Genomic DNA, 18,639 nt, shown 5'->3' with positions numbered 1-18,639 from the left:
GACTCAGGACCCGGGGTGGGTGCTATTTCCCGTAGTGGCAGTGTCCAGCGCCGGGGTGTCCAGTAGCGAAGAAACTGGCACCACTTGAATGCCGGCATCGTCCATCAGCGGTAGTACCTGCTGCAGATAATGAACGGTTTCCGGGTAAGGGTGGCCGATGGCAATCGCCTGGCCGCGCTGACGGGCGAGCCGGATCAGTTTGTTGAACTGGGCGTTGATCTTGACCAGATCACGCTCGTTATCCAGAAAGATGTCACGTCCGGCGTTGGCCAGCCCCTGTTGTCGTGCCACCTGCTGTGCCACTGAGCGGCCACTGGTGCGGCTATCCACAAAGAACAGTTGATGGGCTTTCAGTTCTGCCATCAGCCAGCCCATGGGTTCGTCCTGTTCGGTGAGTGCACTGCCCATGTGGTTGTTGAGGCCCCGTGCCTGGGGGATCTGGCTGAGTGCCTGGCGTACGGTATCGAGCAGTTCGTTTTCGCTGATGCCCTGCCGGAGTCCGCCGCGATCCAGGCGAATATGCTGGCCGGCGTCCATGGGCAGATGTACCAGCACTTCCTTGCCGGCCCGACTGGCGCGCTCGGCCAGTTTGCGTCCGTGAGGGGAATAGGGGATCACCGCGCAGGTCACCGGTGCAGGTAGATCGGCAATGGCCTGGCCGTTCTGGCGGTGATACCCCAGATCATCAATGATGATGGCAATGCGCGGCTGGGCTGTGGCAGTGGCGGTGGCCAGCAACAGCGCCAGACCGATTGCGAAACGGTGCATTAGCGACTGTCGTTGTTGCGGGCCAGTACTACGCCTTTCAGCACGGACAGGGCCTGTGCCAGAGCGTAATCTTCCTGGGCAAGAGACTGGCGCTTGCCGTCGTCGCGGGTTTCTCCGTTTTCGTTGTTCAGGTGGCGAGGAAGGTCTGCCTCTCGTACCTGCATGTCTTCACGGACTTCGAGTTTGGTAACCACGTCCACGGCGATATCCGGTGCAATGCCTTCGGCCTGAATGGAGCGTCCATCGGGCGTGTAGTAACGGGCAGTGGTCAGCTTCAGGGCCTTGTCCTTGCTCAGCGGTAGCACCGTTTGTACCGAGCCCTTGCCGAAGGTGCGATTGCCTACCACGATGGCGCGGCCCTGATCCTGAAGGGCGCCAGCGACGATTTCCGAGGCGGACGCGCTGCCACCATTGACCAGTACCACCATGGGCATGCCATTCAGGCGGTCGCCGGGTTTGGCATTGAAGTCGCTGCGACTGCTTTTCTCGCGGCCCTGGGTATAGACAATCAGGCCGTTGTCCATGAACAGGTCGGCCACTTCCACGGCGCCACCCAGTACGCCGCCGGGGTTGTTGCGCAGGTCCAGCACCAGGCCGCGCAAGGTGTCTTCCTTGGCCAGCTTGTCCAGGGCTTTGCGGGCATCGTCGCCGGTATTGTTCTGGAATTGGGAAATGCGCAAATAGCCCAGCCCGGGCTCCAGCATACGGGATTTGACGCTGTGCAGCTGGATCTTGTCGCGCTCGAGGGTAACCTGGTGAGGTTTGTCATCCCCGTCACTAAGCACCATCAGTTCGATTTCCGAACCAATCTCACCGCGCATCAGCTCTACGGCTTCGCCCAGGCTCAGACCTTTCACAAAGGTCTCGTCGATTTTCAGGATCAGGTCGCCGGCCTGGATGCCGGCCTTGCTGGCCGGTGAGCCGTCCACCGGGGTAACCACCTTGACGAAGCCGTCTTCCATGGTGACTTCGATACCCAGGCCGCCGAATTCACCGGTGGTGGTGACCTGCAGGTCGTCAAACTGGTCCGGGGTCAGGTAGCTGGAATGCGGGTCCAGTTCGTAGAGCATGCCGCGAATGGCTGATTCAAGCAGTTCGCGGTCATCAACCTCATCGATATAGGCGCCGCGGATGCGCTCCATGACTTCAGCAAAGGCACGCAGTTCATCCACCGGTACGCCCTGCTGGCGGGCCTGTTGATCCAGCGCCGGGTCTTCGGCATGAAGGCTGGCGAAGGGAGCGGCGGACAGCAGTGCCGTCACCACAGCTGTGCGCAGAAAGGACAAGGTTGGCGTTGGCATTCAGTATCCCCGGCAGGCACGCGAGATCAATGCGCGTGCTTCAATCATTTGTGTTTTGGGCCAGTGGCGGCAGTGTAACACGGCGATTACACCAGCGTGTGGGGTTCACTGCCTTGCCGCGATGGCGTATCTCGAAGTACAGACCACTGGCACGATTGCCGCCGGAATTGCCGGCCAGCGCCAGGCTGTCACCGGCTGATACCCACTCGCCCACTTCCCGCAACAGGCTCTGGTTATAACCATACAGGGTCAGGTAGCCGTTGCCGTGATCGACAATGGTGAGCAGGCCGTAGCCGCGCAGCCAGTCTGCAAACACGACGCGGCCGGCGTACACCGACCGCACCGGTGTGCCGGCAGACGCATTCAGGATGACTCCCTGCCAGCGTAGTGCCCCTTCGCGGGCACTGTTGTAGCTGGTGCCGATATTTCCATCCAGAGGCCATGGCAGTTTGCCGGCCAGCTTGCCGAAGGGTTTTCCGCCCAGGTCGGCGGGGATATCGTCGAGACTGCGCTGCATGTCTGCCAGCAATTTTTCCAGCTGCTGTTGGTCTTGCTTGAGCTGGTTGAGGCTGGAGCTGCGGTCATCCAGGGAGCGGTTCAGGCTGGCCAGGGTCTGCTGGCGGCTTTTCTGGGCCCCCTGCAATTTATCGGCATGGCGCTGTACGTCGCTGCGCTTGTCGAGCAGGGCCTGGCGTGCCTGCTCCACGCGCAGGCTGACAGCCATCAGTTCATCAAGCTCACCATTCACCTGTTGCAAGCGATCACTGCGAGCACGCTGGTAGTATTCCTGGTAGCGCAGCAGGCGGGCAATCTGGTCCGGTTGCTCCTGGTTCAGCAGCAGTTTGATGCGTTCCTGGCGGCCGGCCTGATAACTGGCGCGGACGGTTTTGGCCAGCCAGTTGAGCTGGGTCTGCTTTTCCCGGGCCAGCTGAGCCTGTTCCTTTTCCAGTTTGGCCAGTCGCTGGCGGGCCTCGCCGGCCTGTTGTTCCAGATTGCGTTGTTCACGGGACAGGCGACTGATGCGAAGCTCGGCTTCGCGCAGATCCGCCTGAACTGAATCCCGCTTGCGCAGTTCCCGGTTCTGGGCGGCACTGAGCTCGCTGATGCGGTCCTTGAGCTGCGCCAGTTGGGCCTTTGACGGTGTGTTTTCGCCCCAGGCCAGGGTGGGCAGGAGCAATAGCAGCAGTAATCCGGGGCGCATGGTTTTACCTTACCCCCTTGCGGGTGTGTATACTTGGCGCCGATTTTCCATCGGCGCGGGGCTGTCCAATTATCTGCACAGCGTCGGCCATTGCCACTGATTCGGGGTTCCAATGAGCCAATTGCTTGAATTTGCCAGTAACCATTACCTTCTGGTGTCCGCCTTTTTTCTGCTGTGGGCCGTTTTCTTTGTGCTTGAGTCCCGCCGTGGCGGCAAGGCTCTGAGTCCTCAGCTGGCCACCAATCTGGTCAACCAGAAGGATGCGGTGATTGTTGACCTGCGCGATAGCGATGAGTTTCGTGCCGGACATATTGCCGGCAGCATCAATATCCCTGCCAGCCAGGCCCTTGAGCGTATTGCAGAACTGGAAAAATACAAGGACAAACCCATTATTCTGACTTGTGATATGGGCGCCAAGGCCTCACATCTCGGTCGTCAGCTGCGTGGTAAGGGCTTTGACGAGCTGTATCGCATCCAGGGCGGTCTCAACGCCTGGCGCGGGGCTTCCCTGCCTGTGGTTAAAGACTAGGCGGGAGGTGAATATGGCCAAAGTGGAGCTTTATACCACAGGTTGGTGCCCTTTTTGCGTTCGCGCCAAGCAGTTGCTGAACAGCAAAAACATTCCGTACCACGATACGGATGTGGATCGAGAGCCTGATCAACGTGCGGTGATGATGCAGCGTGGCGGGGCTCGTACGGTGCCACAGATCTTTATTGATGATCGCCCCATCGGCGGTTGTGATGAACTTTATGCTCTGGAGCGCGCAGGGGAGCTGGATTCGCTGCTCGGCGCCAATTCGGGGGAGTCGGGAACAAAGTAACAGGAGAAAAACCATGGCCGAACAACAACAGGTTTTCCAGCTGCAGCGTATTTATCTGAAAGATGCCTCTTTCGAGTGCCCGGGGGCGCCGGAAGTGTTCCTGGAAGAGTGGAAGCCCAAGGTTAATGTACAGCTCAATAACGGCGCCCGCCGCATTGGCGAGACCGATGAATTTGAAGTGGAGTTGACTGTCACGGTCACCGCTAAGGACGAGAAGGAAGAGAAAACCTTCTATCTGGCAGAAGTGAAGCAGGCCGGTATCTTCACCGTGAAGGGTGTGGAGGGCGAAGAGCGTGCCCAGTTGCTCGGTGCCTACTGCCCGAACCTGCTGTTCCCTTATGTGCGCGAAGTGGTCTCGGACCTGGTCGCCAAGGGCTCCTTCCCGCAAATGGTCCTGCAGCCGATCAACTTCGATGCCCTGTACCAGCAGCAACGCCAGCAGCAGGCGAAAGCGCAGGCTGAAGCTGAGGGTGAGACGGTTCAGTAAGAATTGATAATTGAAAATGGATAATTGATAACGCCACGGATTGACGTTGCTATTGTCTTTAAATGCAAGAGGCCGCGTCCAAACGCTTGGACGCGGCCTCTTGCGTTTCAGGACTTGATGTCCGTTCCCGCGAGTTATCAATTATCCATTCTCAATTGCCCCTATGTAGTCCAGCTGCCGCCATGCCTCATACAGCGTCACCGACACCGCATTGGCAAGATTGAGGCTGCGGCTGTTCGCCACCATGGGCAGGCGCAGTTTTTGGGTGGGTGGCAGGCTGTCGAGAATGTCGGTGGGCAGGCCGCGGGTTTCCGGACCGAACAGCAGCACATCCTCGTCTGCGAACACCGCATCACTGTGTGGCTGGCTGGCCCGGGTGGTCAGGGCAAACAGGCGTTTACCCTCCATTGCGTCCAGAAAAGCGACAAAATCCGCATGCACGGTGAGGTGGGCCAGTTCATTGTAGTCCAGCCCGGCGCGGCGCAGTTTCTTTTCCTCCAGGGAAAAGCCCAGTGGCTCTATCAGGTGCAGGTGGGCCCCGGTGTTGGCGGCCAGGCGGATGATGTTACCGGTGTTGGGGGGGATTTCCGGTTCGAACAGTGCGATATGGAGCATGGGAACCTGTTTCAAGTCTGGGCGCAGCGAATTCTGTCGCCGGGCTCTTATTGCGACTGCGCAGTGTAGTCATTCTGCCTTAACAAGGGTAATCGCCCGTTCGTGTTGCGGCGAAGCACTGCTCTTATGTTTTGCCTTGGTGGGCCGCGCATGGTACTGCTTGTTACCTGTGAGGGAAAAAATAACAAGGCTGGTACCATGATACTGAAACACACGCTGTTTGCGGCGCTGTTTTTACTGGTTGCTTGTGGTGAACAAGAAGACAAGCCCGGCGATATTCTGCATGTTGCTCCTTATTCTTCTGCCTGTATCGGTGCGGGGCCAATGGATTGTCTGAGGGTGCGCAGTGATGACGAAGCCAACTTTCAGCTTTTCTATAATCATATCGATGGTTTCGAGTTCGAGCCCGGTCACCGCTATACGCTGCGAGTAAAAATAGAGGAAGTGGCGTCACCGCCAGCAGACGGCAGCAGCTTGCGTTACACCCTGCTGGAGGTGGTGAGCAAGGAAGCGGTCAACCCCTGATGAATGAGAGGACACTGCCGTGAAGCGTGTTTTCCATGCCCGCGACGGTATTGAAGCGCATATGCTGGCGGACCTGCTGGATCAGGTGGGTATCATGGCGCAGGTTCAGGGCGACATGTTGCAGGGAGCCGTAGGAGAGCTGCCTGCGGCGGGCCTGGCGTCGGTGTGGGTGGCGGAAAGCGATGAGTCGAGAGCTCGTGAGGTGATCGCCGAGTTTGAGACGAGTCAGCCTGCAGACACCGTGCAAGCGGCTCGCCCTGAGGCGCAGCGCTCTTTCACCCAGGGGTTGTTGCTGGGAATGGTGATCGGCGCTGTGGTGATGTTGATGTTGCTGCGTTGAAAAAGCTTGGACACAAAAAAGCCGGGCATCGCCCGGCTTTTTTGTGTCAAACGTTGGCGTAGCGGGAGGAGTTCGCTTTGCGCATTCCTCCCCGCGACCATTGTTGCGTTTACCTTCCGGCGCGCTTGCGCTCGGTTTCGGTAAGCAGCTTCTTGCGGATACGCAGACAGTTCGGGGTCACTTCCACCAGCTCGTCATCTTCGATGAAGTCCAGTGCCTGCTCCAGGCTGAAACGAATCGGCGGAGTCAGGACGATGTTTTCATCGGTGCCGGAGGCGCGCATGTTGGTGAGCTGTTTGCCCTTGGTGGGGTTGACCACCAGGTCGTTGCCGCGGCTGTGGATGCCGATGATCTGGCCTTCGTACACATCCACGTTCGGATCGATCAGCATCCGGCCACGCTCCTGCAGGTTGAACAGGGCGAAGCCCAGCACCTTGCCCTTGACCATGGACACCAGCACACCGTTGATGCGCTTGGCCATGTCGCCGGCCTTGTATTCGCCGTAGTGGCTGAAGGTGCTGTTGAGGATGCCGGTGCCGGAGGTGAGGGTCAGGAACTGGCTACGGAAGCCGATCAGACCACGGCTGGGCACCAGGAACTCGAGGCGTACCCGGCCCTTGCCGTCCGGCTCCATGTTGGTCATTTCCGCACGACGCAGACCCAGATGCTCCATGATGGCACCCTGGTGTTGCTCTTCCACATCGGCGATCACGGTTTCGTAGGGCTCCTGCTTGACGCCATCCTCTTCACGGATGATCACCTGCGGGCGGCCAACGGCCAGCTCGAAGCCTTCGCGACGCATGTTCTCGATCAACACGGACAGGTGCAGCTCTCCACGGCCGGAGACGCGGAACTGGTCGGCGCTGCCGGTTTCTTCCACGCGCAGGGCCACGTTGTGCTTGAGCTCCGCTTCCAGGCGTTCGCGGATCTGGCGGCTGGTGACGAATTTGCCATCCTGGCCGGCGAACGGCGAGGTGTTCACGTGGAAGAACATGCTCACGGTGGGCTCGTCCACGCTCAACGGCGGCAACGCTTCCACGCTGGCCGGATCACACAGGGTGTCGGAAATGTTCAGCGGGTCGAGGCCGGTGATGCAGACGATTTCGCCGGCAGAGGCAGTGGGGGCGTCAACACGCTCCAGACCGTGATAGCCCATGATGGTGAGGATCTTGCCATTGCGGACATTGCCATCGGCGCCGATTACTTTCACCGGGCTGTTGGCCTTGATGTTGCCGCGCTTGACCCGGCCAATGCCGACGATGCCCAGGTAGCTGTTGTAGTCCAGGGAGGAAATCTGCATCTGGAACGGACCGTCCGCGTCCACGTTCGGGTAGTCCACCTTGTCTACGATGGTCTGCAGCAGCGGGGTCATGTCGTCGGCCATGTTGTCTGCTTCCAGACCGGCAATGCCGTTCAGGGCTGACGCGTAAATGACCGGGAAATCCAGTTGCTCGTCGGTGGCGCCAAGGTTATCGAACAGGTCGAATACCTGATCCATGACCCAGTCCGGTCGCGCGCCCGGGCGGTCGATTTTGTTGATTACCACGATTGGCTTGAGGCCGGCGGCAAAGGCTTTCTGGGTTACGAAGCGGGTTTGCGGCATGGGGCCATCCACCGCGTCTACCAGCAGCAATACGCAATCCACCATGGACATGACCCGCTCTACCTCGCCACCGAAATCGGCGTGGCCGGGGGTGTCGACGATGTTGATGCGGTATTCATTCCACTGGATGGCAGTGTTCTTGGAGAGGATGGTGATGCCCCGTTCCTTCTCCAGATCGTTAGAGTCCATTACCCGCTCAATATCGCCAGCGCGATCTCCCAGGGTGCCGGATTGTTGCAACAGCTTGTCCACCAGGGTGGTCTTGCCGTGGTCAACGTGGGCGATGATGGCGATATTGCGCAGACGTTCAATCACAGATGTAGCTCCGTTAAGAAATGGGCGGGATGACGCTCGTGCCTGATCTCGACCTGTACGCAGCCACGTAGTGGGCGTTGAAAAGGGTCTGGCATCCCGCGGGGGCGCGCATTATACCAGCGCTGGGCGCAGGTGATAGCCCGTCGGTCAGGCTTTCGCGTAACATTTGCGAATGTGAAAAGATTCAAAAATTTACGGTTGTTCCTGCGAGTGGGCTGCGGATCGCCTAGAATGGCGCAACCATTTCCCCGGAGAAGGGTCAGACTCACCGTCTTTCTCCGTTGTCGGTGCCGAAAATTCGGCAATAACGCTTTTATAATCAGGTTGTTATGATGCGAATCCCCTTGGTGCTGATAGGGGCGCTGGTGCCTGCCGTGGCCCTGTCTGAGGTGCCACCAGTCAACAAGAGAATCTATGGTCTGCACGAAAGCGTGCATGTCGGTGAACTGGGTATTACGGTGCCGGCCAAGCTGGACACCGGGGCGGACTCCGCCTCCCTGAGTGCCCGTTACATAAAGACCTTTGAGCGTGACGGGGTGAAAATGGTTGAGTTTGATATAGCCATCGACAGGGATGACCGTGAAGAGTGGGGCATCCAGCAGAATCAGTGGGATGACGTGGAATTGCCACTGGCCGGGCATGTGCGGATAAAGCGCCGGGCAGAGAGTGTTCAGGACGGCGAGCGGGATTTCAGCCGCCGGCCAATGGTGACGTTGACGATATGCATGGGCGATCGTGAGCAGAAAATAGATGTCAATCTGACAGACCGGAGCGAGTTTCGTTACCCGCTTCTGGTCGGTGCGGATGCCCTGATGGGCCTGGGAGCCCTGGTAGACCCGTCGTTGTCCATGTCTGTGGGCGCGCCACGCTGCCGGGAGGATCAGGAGGATGAACTGATGATGGAGGCTGCCGGGGCGCATTAACATGGGGTCTGTCAAACTACAGGCACGGATTTTGGCCGTGTTTCTCTTGCTGCTGGGTGGCGGCAGTATCGCTTACCAGTTGCTAGTGCAGAAGGTGCCGCTGACTCAGGATGAGAAGGACCCGGTGTGGGTGGTCGATGCCCAGGTCAGCTTTACTGCCAGGGCCAACAAACCGATCAAGGTGCGCATGTTCGTGCCGCCACAGGGGGCCGGTTACACCACCCTCAACGAAAGCTTTATCTCCAATAACTATGGCGTAAACGTCAATGTGGAGAAGGGCAACCGACAGGTCACCTGGTCCGCCCGTCGTGCCGAGGGTAATCAGTATCTTTACTATCGGCTGATGCTTACCCCCCGTTTTGCGGAAACCCGCGAGAATGAGCCGGGCCCCCAGTTCCGGCCGGCCCCGGTGCTGGACGGAGCGGAAAAGTTGGCGGCCGAAGCGCTGTTGCAGCCGATCCGTCAGCATTCCGCCGATGTGGAAACCTTCATTGGCGAAACCATCAAGCGGGTGAATGAACTGGAAAACGACAACGTCCAGTTGTTGCTCGGCGGTGATGTGAGTCCGGAAAACCGAGCCCAGGTAGTGGATCTGCTGCTTGCCATGTCCCATATTCCTGCTCAGCCGGTGCATACCCTGCGACTGGTGGAAAGTCAGGAACAGCAGCCCGAACTGTGGTTGCGGACCTATAACGGAAAGCGCTGGCTGTACTTCAACCCGCTGGATGGCCAGCAGGGTTTGCCGGATGACCGAGTGGTATGGTGGAGCGGCAGTGAGTCGTTGCTGAATGTCGAAGGCGGGCGCTCGGCGAATATGACACTGAGCGTGCACCGTAATGAAATGAGTGCCCTGCAACTGGCTCGGTCCCTGCGGCTGCAGGATGCCAGCAGCTTTATCGATTTCTCCCTGTACGAGTTGCCGCTGCCCTCTCAGCAGCTATTCCGCATTCTGATGATGATCCCGGTGGGCGTACTGCTGGTCCTGCTGATCCGTTCCCTGGTGGGTATGGAAACTCTGGGCACTTTTACGCCAGTGTTGATTGCCCTGGCGTTCCGGGAAACCTAGGTGATCTGGGGGGTGCTGCTGTTTACCTTCATCACCGCTATTGGCCTGTCGGTGCGCTCCTATCTTGAGCATTTGAAACTGCAGCTGTTGGCGCGGCTGTCCATTGTGCTCACCTTTGTGGTAATCCTGATGGCAGTCATCAGTCTGTTTGGCTATAAGTTGGGTGTGTCATCAGGGTTGTCGGTGGCACTGTTCCCCATGGTGATTCTGACCATGGTGATCGAGCGGGTTTCCATTGTCTGGGAAGAGCGCGGTGGAACCCAGTCCCTGAAAGTGGCGCTGGGTACCCTGGTGGCTGCGGTGTTGTGTCATTTGCTTATGGTATGGCCGCCGCTGGTCTATTTCGTCTTTACCTTCCCGGGTGTGCTGTTGTGCATGTCCGCAGTGATGGTGTTGATGGGGCATTACCGTGGCTACCGCCTCACTGAATTGATGCGCTTCCGGGCGATGGTGGAGCGCTGACATGTTCTGGTCCAAGACCCGCAAGGCCCTGCGTGCCCGTGGCGTAATGGGTATTAACCAGCGCAACGGTGATTACATCCTCCGCTATAACAAGCGCAGTCTGTATCCGCTGGTGGACGACAAGCTGCAGACCAAGCAGATGGCGCTGGATGCGGGCATTCGGGTGCCGGAGCTGTACGGTGCCATCGCCACCGAACAGGGAATCAGCACCCTGCACCGGGTGGTGGAAACCCATCGGGATTTCGTCATCAAGCCGGCTCAGGGTGCGGGCGGTGACGGTATCATGGTGATTGCCGATCGCTTCGAGGACTATTTCCGTTCCGCCTCCGGGCGCATCGTGACTACCGAGGAGCTGGAACATCATATTTCCGGGATTATCTCCGGTATTTATTCCCTGGGCGGCCACCGTGATCAGGCCCTGATTGAATACCGGGTGCGGTCCACCGAGCTGTTCAATCGCATCAGTTTCGAGGGGGTGCCGGATATTCGCATCATCGTGCTGCAGGGTTACCCGGTGGCGGCCATGCTGCGTCTGCCTACCCGCCAATCCCAGGGCAAGGCCAACCTGCATCAGGGTGCTATTGGTGTGGGTCTGGACCTGTCCAGCGGCGTGACTCTGGGTGGCACCTGGCACAACCAGAGAATCGAGCGCCATCCAGACACCGCCAATGCGGTGGCCGGCCTGACCGTGCCGGACTGGGAAGAGTGTCTGGAGCTGGCCGCCCGTTGTTATGATCTGACCGGCCTGGGCTATCTGGGGGTGGATCTGGTGATGGACCGGGAATTCGGGCCGATGATGTTGGAGCTGAATGCCCGACCAGGGTTGAACATCCAGATCGCCATGGATGATGGTCTGCTGCGTCGCTGCAGTATTATTGAGGACCACCTGGACAGCCTCGGCAATATCCGTCGCCCGGTGGCGGAACGTATCGCGTTCTCCAAAAAGCATTTCGCCGTGGCCGGACCGGTGCCGGTTAGCGAACCTGATTCCGCCGTTACGCCTTGATTCTCTGAGCGCGCTGATCTCCCTCCCATAGCTGAAGATCAGCAGGTCTTCGGGATTCCTCGCACACAGTAGAGGCGGTAGCTGCCGTTGACCGTGGGGTTGTGCGGAAAGACCCGGTTCAATTCAAAGGCTCAGGCCACTGCTCAAATTAGTTGTAGCGGGGCTTGGATCAGTGATTGGTGCTGTGCCCTCCGGCCAGGTTTTGGCATTTTGATTCCCCGATTATGCACGGACGCTGCCTGTCTTGAGGAGCCCTGCGTGCCCTTCAGGTGACAGCCAGGCCGGGGTGAAGGGTGCGTCAGGAGCGCGTGATTGCTATACTGCGCCGCCCATTTTTTGAGCGCCGATCAAGGCAGCAGGTTTTTTCACATGATGTCTTCTGTAACTGAGTCAACCCAACCGATTAAGCGCCGTGCTATCGCACTGGTGTCCGGCGGGCTGGATTCCATGCTGGCAGTGAAGGTGATGCAGGAGCAGGGGATTGAGGTGGAGGGCGTCAATTTCTTCACCGGTTTCTGTGTGGAAGGCCATACCCATGCCATCCGCAAGAAGGACAAGGACAAGGAAAAGCGTAATAACGCCCTGTGGGTGGCCGAACAGCTGGGCATCAAGATGCACATCATTGATATCTCCGAGGAGTACAAAGATGTGGTGCTCAACCCCAGACATGGCTACGGGGCCAACCTCAACCCTTGTCTGGACTGCAAGATTTTCATGGTTAACCAGGCCACCCTGATGATCAACAAGGCCCGGGAGTTGGCCGGCGATAGGGGTTTTGATTTTATCGTCACTGGCGAGGTGATCGGCCAGCGTCCGAAAAGCCAGCGCAAGGCAACCATGCCGATTATCAGCGCGGAATCCGGCGCGGACGAGCGTCTGCTGCGGCCGCTATGCGCGAAGAACTTGCCAGCTACCCTGCCCGAACGTGAGGGCTGGGTAGACCGGGAATCCCTGCACGATTTTTCCGGCCGCAGCCGTAAGCCGCAAATGGCCCTGGCCAAGAAGTTCGGGCTGGATGACTTTGCCCAGCCTGCCGGTGGTTGCTGCTTTCTTACCGACGAATCCTATTCCAACAAGTTGGCGGATCTGTGGAAGGCCCGCAACGAGCGTCGCTACGAGCTTGATGACATCATGCTGTTAAAGGTGGGGCGTCATATACGTCCGCAGCCCCATTTAAAGCTGATCATCAGCCGGGAGGAAGGCGAGAACCGTTTCCTGGAGGGGTATCGCTACCAGTTTACCAGCATTACCACAGTGAGCTGCCCGGGGCCTTTGGCCTTGGTGGATGGCAATTTCCAGAATGATGAGGAAATGCAGCAGGCGGCGGCGATCGTGGCCCGTTATTCCAAGGGGCGTTCGTCGGATGAGGTTACCCTGGAAGTGCGCAGCCCGGATGGTGTGGCGCGCCAGGTCACTGTAGAGCCATTTCACCCGGATGCAGTGCCGTTGGCCTGGAATGTGGGGTAAAGGCAGCTATGAGCTGTTGGCTGCGAGGAAAACAAAAAAGTGCTGCTGGGGTTGTGCTTCGTTTGGGGCGCGGCACCCTCTTTAGAAGCTAGAAGCTAGAAGCTAGAAGCTAGAAGCTAGAAGCTAGAAGCTAGAACCCAGGGATCCCTGATGACCGAAGCTGTTCATGAACTGGATGTGCGCCGCATGTTGTGCCCCATGCCGGTGATCAAGACGCAGAATAAGGTGCGCACTCTGGCCACCGGCGATTGCCTGCGTGTGGTATGCACGGACCCCGGAGCGCTAAGCGATATCCCTGCCTGGTGCCGTATCAACGGGCATCAGGTGCTGGAAACCGGCGAGGCGGGCAACGAGGTGTTTGTGGTCCTGCGGGTCGGCGAAGACAATGGTGCACTATTTTAGTGCCATAAAATGGTGCGGCGCACCACAATAATGCACTATGAGGTGTTATCTTTCCCCTGATTCTGTATTTTAGCGTCAAATGCGCTAAAAAAGGGCTGGCATGGAACTTGCCTCCCTATTGGCAAAGCAGGCCTGGTGGCCGAGAATACCGGCTCTCTGTTCTGCCCTGATGCGGGGCGGGGCCATGAGCCAGAGACAAACCCGCTGTTCCTTAGGAGGACGCACGACAATGTCTGAAAAGACCCTCAAGCTGATTAAAGAAAATGATGTGAAATGGGTGGACCTGCGCTTCACCGATAGCCGTGGTAAGGAGCAGCACGTAACCCTCCCCGTGGGCGAAATCGACGAAGATTTCTTCCAGGATGGCAAAATGTTCGATGGCTCTTCCATCGCTGGCTGGAAAGGCATCAACGAGTCCGACATGGTGATGATGCCGGACGACGAGTCTGCCGTACTGGACCCGTTCACTGATGTGGCGACCGTCAACCTGCGCTGCGACATCCTCGAGCCGTCCACCATGCAGGGTTATGAGCGTGATCCGCGTTCCGTTGCCCGTCGTGCCGAGGAATACCTGAAGTCTACCGGTATTGCTGACACCGCACTGTTCGGTCCGGAGCCGGAATTCTTCGTATTTGATTCCGTGCAGTGGAAATCCGACATGCAGGGTTCCATGTACAATATTCACTCCGAAGAAGCAGCGTGGGTATCCCACGAAGACTTCGAAGGTGGCAACATTGGTCACCGTCCGGGCGTGAAAGGCGGCTACTTCCCGGTTCCGCCGGTAGATAGCCTGCACGACCTGCGTGGCGCCATGTGTTCCGCCATGGAGCAGATGGGTCTGCAGATCGAAGTGCATCACCACGAAGTGGGTACTGCGGGCCAGTGTGAAATCGGCGTTGGCGCCAACACCCTGACTGCCAAGGCTGACGAAGTACAGATTCTCAAGTACTGCGTACACAACGTGGCTCACGCCTACGGCAAAACAGCCACCTTCATGCCCAAGCCGCTGATCGGTGATAACGGTTCCGGTATGCACGTTCACGTGTCCCTGGGTAAAGATGGCAAAAACCTGTTCGCGGGTGACGGCTATGCAGGCCTGTCCGACGAAGCGCTGTACTTCATCGGCGGCATCATCAAGCACGCCCGTGCCCTGAACGCGTTCACCAATGCGTCCACCAACGCCTACAAGCGTCTGGTGCCCGGCTTCGAAGCCCCGGTAATGCTGGCCTACTCTGCCCGTAACCGTTCTGCTTCCATCCGGATTCCGTTTGTGAACAGCGCCAAGGCGCGTCGTATCGAAGCGCGTTTCCCTGATCCGTCTGCGAACCCGTACCTGTGTTTCGCGTCTCTGCTGATGGCTGGCCTGGACGGCATCAAGAACAAGATGCACCCTGGCGATGCCATGGATAAGGATCTGTACGATCTGCCGGCAGAAGAAGCCAAGGACATCCCGACCGTGGCGCATACCCTGACCATGGCGCTGGATTGCCTGGAAGCCGATATGGACTTCCTGACCGAAGGCGACGTGTTCTCCAAGGATATGCTGGAAGGCTACATCGCCCTGAAGCGTGGTGAGGTTGAACGTCTCAACATGACCCCGCACCCGGTCGAGTTCGATATGTACTACTCCTGCTGATTTCCCCTGGGAAAGCTCGCAGAAAGAAGGCCCCCGCTAGTCGGGGGCTTTTTTTGTCTGAAGAAAGACGGTAATGCATATGGTGTTTTGTGCATTTTGCCCTTTTCATCTTTCCAGAGGCTGTTCAGAATCGAAAGAAAGAGGGAGGTGTCCAGATGCTCAGGTTGATAGCGGGTATTGCCGTGCTGCTTATGACGGTTGTGTTGCAGGCTGAAGACGGGATTGTCGACGAAGAGGGCGCTTCCGCCGCGCAATCCAGAATTTACAAGCAGACGATGCCGGACGGTTCGGTGCAGTTCACGGATAAGCCTTTGTCTTCAGGGGCAGAGCCCGTTGATATCCGTAGTGTGAACACTGTGGAGGGTGCGAAAAAGACAGTGCGCCCGGTGGACAGCGAGCTACGGAAAAGTGCGCCTCCGGTAGTTTCCCGGCAGGAGTATGCCGGTCTGGCGGTCTCCAGTCCTGAGCCGGGTGCGACCATCCGTAACCCGGTGGAGTCGATACCCATTGAAGTGGCCATCAAGCCACAGCTACAACCAGGCGATCGGCTGGAGTTGACGCATAATGGTCAGGTTCTTGAAGGAACTTCACTGGATCGGCCAGAGCGAGGCACGCATCAAATTCAGGCTCGGATTTTGAGTGCCGAGGGTGAGGTCCTGATCGAATCTGAAATTGTTGAGATCTATATCCACAGGACAACGGTGGGGGATATCAAACGGCAGCAGCAGCCCTCGAACGGGGGTGATACCGCCATACGTCCTGGCACATCGCAGCGCCCTGTTCAGCCGCTGCGCCCCTATTCGGCCCGCCCTTAAAGCACTGCTTTGGTGCAATTCTGCCTTGCCATCCCCTAAACTCATTATAGGCTCTGAGTCCTGTCGGGTTGTAGTGCCTGTTAGGTACGCATTATAGGTGCCAGCCCAAGTGGCCTGATAATTGCTTATGCCCTGTTATGGGCCAACAGTTGATGGGTGGTGTCACCTTGCACAAACGTTTACTCGATCACCTGCGTACCGCAGTGATCATGCTTGATGACAATCTGCAGGTCCGCTACCTGAATCCGGCGGCGGAAATGCTGCTTGCGACCAGTGCCAGCCGTGCCATGGGTCAGCCATTACCGGACTATTTCTTTGATGATGAGGAAGCCCGTGCTGCCCTGCGCCAGTGCATTCGGGACGAGCATCCGTTTACCCGTCGGGAAGCCCGCCTGGCAGTGTCCCCCGGCTATGAAATAACGGTGGATTACTCAGTCAGCCCGATCAATGAGCCGGGGCAGACGCTGTGTCTGTTGATGGAACTTCAACCGCTGGACCGGCTGTTGCGCATTACCCGGGAAGAGGCGCTGATCCATGCTCATCAGGCCACCCGGGCGCTGGTGCGCGGTGTGGCACACGAGATCAAGAATCCGTTGGGCGGCATCCGCGGTGCTGCACAGTTGCTGGAGCGAGCCCTGCCGACCCCGGATCTGACCGAGTACACCAAGGTCATCATTGATGAGGCGGACCGGTTGCGCACGGTGGCAGACCGTATGCTGGGTCCGCGCAAACCGCCGGAATTCAAGGCGGTGAATATCCATGAGTGCCTGGAGCATGTGCGGCAATTGTTGCTGGCGGAACATCCCAGGGGTGTGTCCATCTGGCGGGATTACGATATCAGCCTGCCGGATGTGATCGCCGACCGGGATCAGATGATCCAGGTGCTGCTCAATATTATCCGCAACGCCACCCAGGCCTTGTTGGAATCGCACACCGAGGATGCCCGCATCATCATGCGCACACGGGTGTTGCGGCAGTTCACCATCGGCTCACTGCGCCACCGCCTGGTGCTGCGGGTGGATATTATCGACAACGGCCCGGGCATAGCTCCGGATGTGCAGGAGACCCTGTTCTATCCCATGGTCAGTGGCCGGGCCAGTGGTACCGGGCTGGGATTGTCCATTGCCCAGTCCATCATCAGCCAGCACCAGGGGCTGATCGAGTGCGAAAGCGTACCGGGCAAAACCGTATTCAGTATTTTGCTGCCAATGGAGCAGCCGGAAGTAACGGAGAGCGAACAGTCATGAGCGCCTATGTAGCCGTGAGTAACGACAACAGTGAAAATCCAGGGAGAGGCCGGTCATGAGCGTAACCGTATGGGTAGTCGACGATGACCGCTCCATTCGCTGGGTGCTGGAAAAGGCACTGAGCCAGGAAGGATACGCGGTAACCTGTTTCGAAGATGGCGATGAGGCGCTGAATACCCTGGAAGAGGGAGCGCAGGAGCCGGAGGTGCTGATCAGTGACGTGCGAATGCCCGGTACTGATGGCCTGCGCATGCTCAAGATCCTGCAGCGCAAGAATCCGGACCTGCCGGTGATCATCATGACCGCCCATTCCGATCTGGATTCGGCGGTGGCCTCCTACCAGGGCGGGGCCTTTGAGTACCTGCCCAAGCCGTTTGATGTGGATGAGGCGGTAGCGCTGGTGCGCCGCGCCATCAAGCACCGGGAAGAATCCCGTGGTGAACAGCCGGCCGCGGTGGAGGAAGAGTCCACTGAGATTATCGGTGAAGCACCGGCCATGCAGGAGGTGTTTCGCGCTATTGGTCGGCTCAGCCATTCCAACGTCACCGTATTGATCAATGGCCAGTCCGGTACCGGTAAAGAGCTGGTGGCGCGGGCACTGCATAGCCATTCCATGCGGCGGGAAAAGAATTTCGTTGCCCTGAACATGGCGGCCATTCCCAAGGATCTGATCGAGTCGGAACTGTTTGGCCATGAAAAAGGTGCCTTTACTGGCGCCAACAACCAGCGTGTAGGCCGCTTCGAGCAGGCCAATGGCGGCACCCTGTTTCTCGATGAAATCGGTGATATGCCGCTGGAAGCGCAGACCCGTCTGTTGCGGGTATTGCAGGAAAGTGAGTTTTACCGGGTCGGAGGTACAACGCCTATCCATGTGGACGTGCGGATTATTGCCGCCACCCACCAGGATTTGGAAAAACTGGTGAAGGAAGGGGACTTCCGGGAGGATTTGTTCCACCGGCTAAACGTGATTCGCATCCATATTCCGCGTATGGCCGAGCGCCGCGAAGACATTCCCCGGCTGGCCAATTATTTTCTCCAGCGTGCAGGCCATGAATTGGGTGTGGAGCCGAAAATTCTGCACAAGGATACCGAGAAATACCTGTCTGCCCAGGCGTGGCCGGGCAATGTGCGGCAGCTGGAAAATACCTGTCGCTGGCTGACCGTAATGGCGTCCGGTCGCGAAGTCCTTGTGGATGATTTGCCCCCGGAATTGAAAGAAGCGGGTGCCGCCAAGGGGGCTGATGTGTCCGGCGACTGGCTCAAGTCCCTGCGCAACTGGGCCGATCGCGCCCTGTCACAGGGTGAGCGCAGCATCCTCGAACAGGCGGTTCCCGGCTTTGAGCGCACCATGATCGAAGTGGCCCTGCAGCACACCGGCGGCCGCAAACGTGACGCCGCCGCTCTGCTCGGCTGGGGGCGAAACACTCTTACCCGCAAGATCAAGGAGCTGGATATGGAAGGAGAGTTGACAGCAGGGGAAGAGGATTGAAAGGCAATTGATGATTGAGAATGGATAATTGATAACTCGCCAGAAGGGATAGTAAAGCTTAAAACGCAAGAGGCCGCGACAATGGTTTAGTCGCGGCCTCTTGCACTCAAAGATAACAGAACGCCAACCCGCGTCGTTATCAATTATCAA

General features: G+C 58.2%; 18 protein-coding genes and 1 pseudogene. 14 read left to right on the top strand and 5 right to left on the bottom strand.

Going from position 1 to position 18,639, the window contains the following annotated elements; translation table 11 throughout:
• Window positions 1-3 precede the first annotated feature (3 nt).
• From T9A_RS03785 to T9A_RS03775, 3 genes are read right to left on the bottom strand one after another with little or no spacing between them, the layout of a single operon-like run.
• Window positions 4-768 (bottom strand): divergent polysaccharide deacetylase family protein, encoded by a 765-nt coding sequence (locus T9A_RS03785; RefSeq protein ID WP_035245187.1) that lies wholly within the window; start codon window positions 766-768, stop codon window positions 4-6.
• A complete protein-coding gene (locus T9A_RS03780) occupies window positions 768-2,069 on the bottom strand; it encodes a S41 family peptidase (RefSeq protein ID WP_052042468.1) in 1,302 nt (433 codons plus the stop codon). Before T9A_RS03780 ends, T9A_RS03785 begins: the two co-directional genes overlap by 1 nt.
• 40 nt (window positions 2,070-2,109) lie before the next feature.
• Window positions 2,110-3,270: a murein hydrolase activator EnvC family protein gene (locus tag T9A_RS03775; protein WP_035245186.1), complete on the bottom strand. Its 1,161-nt coding sequence runs from the start codon at window positions 3,268-3,270 to the stop codon at window positions 2,110-2,112.
• A 112-nt stretch (window positions 3,271-3,382) separates the two neighbouring features.
• Here T9A_RS03775 and T9A_RS03770 point away from each other — a divergent pair, with 112 nt between their 5' ends.
• Genes T9A_RS03770 through secB form a run of 3 tightly spaced genes read left to right on the top strand, consistent with a single transcriptional unit; the run spans window position 3,383 to window position 4,578 of the window.
• Entirely contained in the window at window positions 3,383-3,799 is a 417-nt protein-coding gene (locus T9A_RS03770) for a rhodanese-like domain-containing protein (RefSeq protein ID WP_035245184.1), read from the top strand.
• A 13-nt stretch (window positions 3,800-3,812) separates the two neighbouring features.
• Window positions 3,813-4,091 carry a glutaredoxin 3 gene (grxC, locus tag T9A_RS03765; RefSeq protein WP_035245182.1) on the top strand — a complete coding sequence of 93 codons (279 nt, stop codon included), beginning with the start codon at window positions 3,813-3,815 and terminating at the stop codon, window positions 4,089-4,091.
• Window positions 4,066-4,578 (top strand): protein-export chaperone SecB, encoded by a 513-nt coding sequence (gene secB / locus T9A_RS03760; protein ID WP_408605291.1) that lies wholly within the window; start codon window positions 4,066-4,068, stop codon window positions 4,576-4,578. The genes grxC and secB overlap by 26 nt, the downstream gene beginning before the upstream one ends.
• Before the next feature lie 141 nt (window positions 4,579-4,719).
• Here the strand turns inward: secB and trmL are convergent, their stop codons facing one another.
• Entirely contained in the window at window positions 4,720-5,193 is a 474-nt protein-coding gene (gene trmL, locus T9A_RS03755) for a tRNA (uridine(34)/cytosine(34)/5-carboxymethylaminomethyluridine(34)-2'-O)-methyltransferase TrmL (RefSeq protein ID WP_035245179.1), read from the bottom strand.
• Window positions 5,194-5,391: 198 nt separating this feature from the next.
• Here trmL and T9A_RS03750 point away from each other — a divergent pair, with 198 nt between their 5' ends.
• Together T9A_RS03750 and T9A_RS03745 are read left to right on the top strand one after the other, a co-directional pair.
• Complete coding sequence (locus tag T9A_RS03750; RefSeq protein ID WP_052042467.1) at window positions 5,392-5,718, top strand: DUF4377 domain-containing protein; 327 nt, start codon at window positions 5,392-5,394, stop codon at window positions 5,716-5,718.
• A gap of 19 nt (window positions 5,719-5,737) precedes the next feature.
• The gene (locus tag T9A_RS03745; RefSeq protein WP_035245177.1) at window positions 5,738-6,058 is read left to right on the top strand and encodes a putative signal transducing protein; all 321 of its coding nucleotides are present in this window, start codon (window positions 5,738-5,740) and stop codon (window positions 6,056-6,058) included.
• 109 nt (window positions 6,059-6,167) lie between these two features.
• Here T9A_RS03745 and typA read toward each other — a convergent pair whose 3' ends face one another.
• Window positions 6,168-7,976: a translational GTPase TypA gene (gene typA, locus T9A_RS03740; RefSeq protein WP_035245175.1), complete on the bottom strand. Its 1,809-nt coding sequence runs from the start codon at window positions 7,974-7,976 to the stop codon at window positions 6,168-6,170.
• A 329-nt stretch (window positions 7,977-8,305) separates the two neighbouring features.
• Here typA and T9A_RS03735 point away from each other — a divergent pair, with 329 nt between their 5' ends.
• The 9 genes and pseudogenes from T9A_RS03735 (at window position 8,306) to glnG (ending at window position 18,489) form a co-directional block, all read left to right on the top strand.
• The gene (locus T9A_RS03735; RefSeq protein WP_035245174.1) at window positions 8,306-8,899 is read left to right on the top strand and encodes an ATP-dependent zinc protease family protein; all 594 of its coding nucleotides are present in this window, start codon (window positions 8,306-8,308) and stop codon (window positions 8,897-8,899) included.
• A 1-nt stretch (window position 8,900) separates the two neighbouring features.
• A pseudogene (locus tag T9A_RS03730) lies at window positions 8,901-10,427 on the top strand (inactive transglutaminase family protein).
• Window position 10,428: 1 nt separating this feature from the next.
• Entirely contained in the window at window positions 10,429-11,433 is a 1,005-nt protein-coding gene (locus T9A_RS03725) for an alpha-L-glutamate ligase-like protein (protein ID WP_035245172.1), read from the top strand.
• A 369-nt stretch (window positions 11,434-11,802) separates the two neighbouring features.
• Window positions 11,803-12,900 (top strand): tRNA (5-methylaminomethyl-2-thiouridylate)-methyltransferase, encoded by a 1,098-nt coding sequence (locus T9A_RS03720; RefSeq protein ID WP_232221994.1) that lies wholly within the window; start codon window positions 11,803-11,805, stop codon window positions 12,898-12,900.
• A gap of 150 nt (window positions 12,901-13,050) precedes the next feature.
• A complete protein-coding gene (locus tag T9A_RS03715; protein ID WP_035245170.1) occupies window positions 13,051-13,302 on the top strand; it encodes a sulfurtransferase TusA family protein in 252 nt (83 codons plus the stop codon).
• 229 nt (window positions 13,303-13,531) lie between these two features.
• On the top strand, window positions 13,532-14,938 hold the full coding sequence (gene glnA, locus T9A_RS03710; protein WP_035245168.1) for a glutamate--ammonia ligase: 1,407 nt from the start codon (window positions 13,532-13,534) through the stop codon (window positions 14,936-14,938).
• Window positions 14,939-15,093: 155 nt separating this feature from the next.
• A complete protein-coding gene (locus tag T9A_RS03705; protein ID WP_035245167.1) occupies window positions 15,094-15,753 on the top strand; it encodes a hypothetical protein in 660 nt (219 codons plus the stop codon).
• A 137-nt stretch (window positions 15,754-15,890) separates the two neighbouring features.
• Window positions 15,891-17,000 (top strand): nitrogen regulation protein NR(II), encoded by a 1,110-nt coding sequence (glnL, locus tag T9A_RS03700; RefSeq protein WP_035245165.1) that lies wholly within the window; start codon window positions 15,891-15,893, stop codon window positions 16,998-17,000.
• 55 nt (window positions 17,001-17,055) lie between these two features.
• Window positions 17,056-18,489, top strand: coding sequence for a nitrogen regulation protein NR(I) (gene glnG / locus T9A_RS03695; RefSeq protein ID WP_035245163.1), 1,434 nt, complete (start codon window positions 17,056-17,058; stop codon window positions 18,487-18,489).
• The last annotated feature ends 150 nt before the right edge of the window (window positions 18,490-18,639 follow it).

This window comes from Alcanivorax jadensis T9, assembly GCF_000756655.1.
In the GTDB taxonomy this organism is placed as follows: Bacteria; Pseudomonadota; Gammaproteobacteria; order Pseudomonadales; family Alcanivoracaceae; genus Alcanivorax; species Alcanivorax jadensis.
The sequence above is the reverse complement of the archived record's forward strand: the minus strand, read 5'-3'. Positions and strand labels throughout refer to the sequence as shown.